This window comes from Salinisphaera sp., assembly GCF_035690525.1.
GTDB lineage: Bacteria > Pseudomonadota > Gammaproteobacteria > Nevskiales > Salinisphaeraceae > Salinisphaera.
The window spans coordinates 1-3,851 of sequence record NZ_DASSKM010000047.1 but is presented as its reverse complement, the minus strand read 5'-3'; the positions used below and the strand labels follow the sequence as shown (position 1 = coordinate 3,851).

General features: G+C 64.7%; 3 protein-coding genes and 2 pseudogenes. 3 read left to right on the top strand and 2 right to left on the bottom strand.

The annotated features are described in order from the left end of the window. Together VFJ08_RS03595 and VFJ08_RS03590 are read right to left on the bottom strand one after the other, a co-directional pair. Nucleotides 1-309: pseudogene (locus VFJ08_RS03595) on the bottom strand (hypothetical protein); the annotation flags it as partial. A gap of 44 nt (nt 310-353) precedes the next feature. Further along, complete coding sequence (locus VFJ08_RS03590; protein WP_324995252.1) at nt 354-1,901, bottom strand: sugar ABC transporter ATP-binding protein; 1,548 nt, start codon at nt 1,899-1,901, stop codon at nt 354-356. 177 nt (nt 1,902-2,078) lie between these two features. On the opposite strand from VFJ08_RS03590, the gene VFJ08_RS03585 reads away from it, so the two are divergent. From VFJ08_RS03585 to VFJ08_RS03575, 3 genes and pseudogenes are all read left to right on the top strand, one after another. Continuing rightward, nucleotides 2,079-3,017, top strand: a complete 939-nt coding sequence (locus tag VFJ08_RS03585; RefSeq protein WP_324995249.1) for a sugar-binding transcriptional regulator — start codon at nt 2,079-2,081, stop codon at nt 3,015-3,017. 268 nt (nt 3,018-3,285) lie between these two features. Further along, nucleotides 3,286-3,600 carry a hypothetical protein gene (locus VFJ08_RS03580; RefSeq protein WP_324995247.1) on the top strand — a complete coding sequence of 105 codons (315 nt, stop codon included), beginning with the start codon at nt 3,286-3,288 and terminating at the stop codon, nt 3,598-3,600. A 56-nt stretch (nt 3,601-3,656) separates the two neighbouring features. Next, nucleotides 3,657-3,851: pseudogene (locus tag VFJ08_RS03575) on the top strand (hypothetical protein); the annotation flags it as partial.

Sequence of the window (3,851 nt, the reverse complement as noted above, 5' to 3'; positions counted from 1 at the left end):
GTTCAGGATCACCGCCGCGACCACGCCGGCCAGGCCCACGATGCTGCCCACCGATAGGTCAATGCCACCGGTAAGCACCACCACGCCCTCGCCAAAACCGATCAGGGCATAGATCGAGATCAACATCAGGATCGAGATGATGTTGTAGAACGAAAGGAACTGGGGCTGGGCGATCGCCAGCGGGATCACATAGCAGGCAAAAGCGATCCAGACCACCATCGACGCCAGCCGCTGGCGGTTGAACAATGTATGCCAGCGCGCGGGCGCCGCCGCGGCGTCGGTGGTTAGCGATTGTCGTGCATTACTCACGTAGGTCATCCTTTTGCTGAACCGCCGACTCGTGGTTGTCGCCGTTACACGCCGATCGCGGTCCTGACGATGTCGGCCTCCCGGAATTGGTTGCGCTCGAAGACCCTCGCGATGAAACCGTCCTTGAACACCGCGATGCGATGCGACAGCGTCATCAACTCCGGCAGTTCGGAGGAGGACATGACGATCGCCACGCCTTGGCCCGCGAGTTCGACGATGATTTCGTAAATATCCGCCTTGGCCCCCACATCGATGCCACGCGTGGGTTCGTCCAACAGCAACACCGCCGGGTCGTCGGCGATCAGGCAGCGGGCGACCAGCGTTTTCTGCTGATTGCCGCCGGACAGTTGGGCCACCGACGCGCGCGTGGACTCGTACTTGGTGCGTAACGTTTCCAGCGCTTCGCGGGTCAAATGGTGTTCGCGCGACGTTTTCAGCCAGCCGGCCAGGCCCGAGAACCGGCCGAGATTGGCCAGAATCGCGTTGGCGGCGATGCCCTGTGACATCACCAACCCGGACTCCTTACGACTTTCAGGGATGTACATGAGCCCGCGCGCCAACGAACGCGACGGCGACCGTTCGGCGTAATCGTCGCCGGCCAGATGGACATGCCCGCGCCGGGCCGAATGCAGACCGTAGACGGACTTGAGAAACGCCGTGCGTCCGGCGCCCGCGATCCCGGCCAGACCGACAATCTCGCCGGGTCGGACCGCAAAATCGAAACTGTGCCCGGCATCGCCGTCCGCGTCGCGCGTGGCATAGCCCTCGACCGCCAGCACCGGGACATCGGCTTCGATATCCGGCAGCACCAGCCGCTGCTCGGCCAGCTTGCGGCCGACCATCGCGTCGACCACATCGGCCGAGGACAGATCGCGGGCCGCCGCGGTGAGCGTAATATCGCCGTCGCGCAGCACCGCGATATCGTCGGCCATCTGCTCGACTTCGTCCATCTTGTGGGTGGTGAACACGACCGTGGTGCCGTCGCGGCGCAGCTTGTCGACGATGTCGAACAAGTGACGCGTCTCGTTGCTGGTCAGCGACGAGGTCGGCTCGTCGAGCAGCAGGATGCGCGGCCGGCGATGATAAGCGCGGATGATCTCGACGATCTGAGCATAGGACAGACTGATCTGCTCGACCCGGGCGCGGGCGTCGATCGGCACGCCGAAGGCATCGATCGCGGCCTGGGCCTCGCCGAACATGCGACGCGATTGCAGATAGCCGATCCGCTTCGAACCGGCGGCAAGTTCGCGGCCGAGGAAGATATTGTCGGCCACGGTCAGATGCGGCACCAGCGACAATTCCTGGGTCACGATCTGAATACCGTGGGCCTGGCCGGCGCTGGGCGTGAATTCGCGCACGATATCGCCGTCGATCCGCAGTTCGCCGGTCGACGGCGCGATCAGGCCCGCGATGATGTTCAGCAGCGTCGACTTGCCGGCGCCGTTCTCGCCCATCAGCGCGGTCACGCGCCCGGCCTGCAAGGCGAGATCGATGCGATTCAGCACCGCCGTGGTGCCAAACCGCTTGCCGATTTCGACGCATTCGAGAATGTTCGCGGTCATCGCCTTCACGCGTGCTGCGCGTTCCTCCATTCGCTTCGCCGATCGAATCGGCCGGCCTCGTTTTCGCCGCGTCTTTTTTCGGCTCGATCCGTTCCGGGCCGCGATAACGGTTCGGTTGGCGTTCGGCTTCTTGTTATGCTCATAATAGCAACATAAAGCTCATATGAGCGCTATGCGCTATTGGTCGCAGAGGCTATCCTTACCGTCATGCCTATCGATCCCGATACCGGCGTCCTGGCCGCCACCGTCGCGCAACGCTTCTATATCGACGGCGCGCCCAAGACCGTCATCGCCGAGGATCTCGGCCTGTCGCGCTTCAAGGTGGCGCGCCTGCTCAACCTCGCGGTCTCGGAAGGAATCGTGCGGTTCACCATCAAGGCGCCGCTGGCCTACGACACGAACCTGGCCCGCGACATCCAGCGGAAATTCGATCTGAAGCAGGTGATCGTGGTTCGCTCGTCCGAGCACGACCGCGACTCGGCCGCGATCCGCCGGCGCGTGGGCGCGGCGGCCGCCAACCTGCTCGGCGAACTGGTCTCGCCGAACGATGTGCTCGGTATCGGTTGGGGGCGTACGACCAGCGCCATGGCGCTCCAGATCGAGCGTCTGGCGCGATGCAGCGTGGTGCAGATGGGCGGCATCGTCGGCTCGTCGAGCGAGAATTCACTGGACGTGGTGCGCCGGGTCAGCGAGATCGGCGGCGGCGATGCCTACCCGATCTTCGTGCCGTTGGTGGTGGGCGACAAGGCGACCGCGAACGGCTTGCGCAAGGAGCCGAGCGTGGAGGCGGCGTTCGGTCTGTTCGGCTCGATCTCGGTGGCCACGGTCGCGGTCGGCAGCTGGGACCCGCCGGCCTCGCAGATGATGCAGAGCCTGAGCGCGGCCGATCGCCAGCAGCTCAGCGCAGCCGGGGTAATCGCCGAGGTGCTGGGCACGTTCATGCGCGCCGACGGCTCGCTGGTCACCACACTGGACGATCGAACCCTCGCGCTCGGCTATCCGGATCTGTTGCGGATTCCCAATCTCATTCTGGCCGTGGGCGGTGCCGAAAAGGCCAGCGCGCTGCTGGCGGTCTTTCGCGCCGGCATCGGCAAGACGCTGGTCACCGACGATTCGCTCGCGCGCCGTCTGTTAGCCGCCGACTGAAGCGTCCAGAACCCCTCCCGGAAATCGGCGCGGCGCTTGATCGCCGGCTGCGCGTGCGGCGCTAGCGTGAACCCTAGCTGCCATAAACGTCGGCGCATTGCAACGCTTATGCCGGCTATCGATAATGCCAAAGTCGAATACAAAGACGGCGACAGGGAGCGAAAGCGCCTATCCGGCCCGCCGCCGGTTCATTCGCGGGGAGATCTTAACCATGCCAACTTCCACTTCGCGCACCGTTTATGGAGGTTGGCTTTTGTGTGCGGCCGCGTTGGCCGGGCTGATCACGGCGGCCGTCGATACCTTTTCCGTGGGCAATGGCATCGCCTTCACGTTCGGCACGTATCTGGTACTGGGCGCGACGGTCGTGCTGCTCGTGTTGGGGCTTCTGCTCGCCGTTGCGCGTCTTGGCCGATGGCTGCGCGGGCTGCTGTTCGTGCTGGCGTTCATCCTTCTGGTGGGTACCGGTTTTGCCGCTTATTTCCTGACCGCCACGCTGCTGATCGCGTTCATGGCGATCGGCCTGATCGGCTGGGCGGCGCATCTGCTCGTCGATCCCGCGCCGCGGCCGGCGAAGCTTCATTGATCGGACGTCCGGATAAATCGATGTGCCGGATCAATAACCGTTTCAGGGCAACCGTCATGACTAGCAAGATCACGACTGCGATCGCGATTGCGACAGCCGCCGGCCTGCTGGCCGCCTGTACGACGTTCCCGGCCACCGCCCAGACCGACCGGCGCCCCGGCGGCGATGCATCGCCGCGCCAGGGCGCCCAACAGGCCGGCCCCTCAACCGGCAAGGCGGGCTCGTGGACTGAAACCGGCCCCGCCGCGACC

What these genes read in the sequence shown, in the direction of transcription:
- VFJ08_RS03590 (WP_324995252.1), bottom strand. Translation starts at nt 1,901, where the DNA reads ATGGAGGAACGCGCAGCACGCGTGAAGGCGATGACCGCGAACATTCTC.
- VFJ08_RS03585 (WP_324995249.1), top strand. Translation starts at nt 2,079, where the DNA reads ATGCCTATCGATCCCGATACCGGCGTCCTGGCCGCCACCGTCGCGCAA.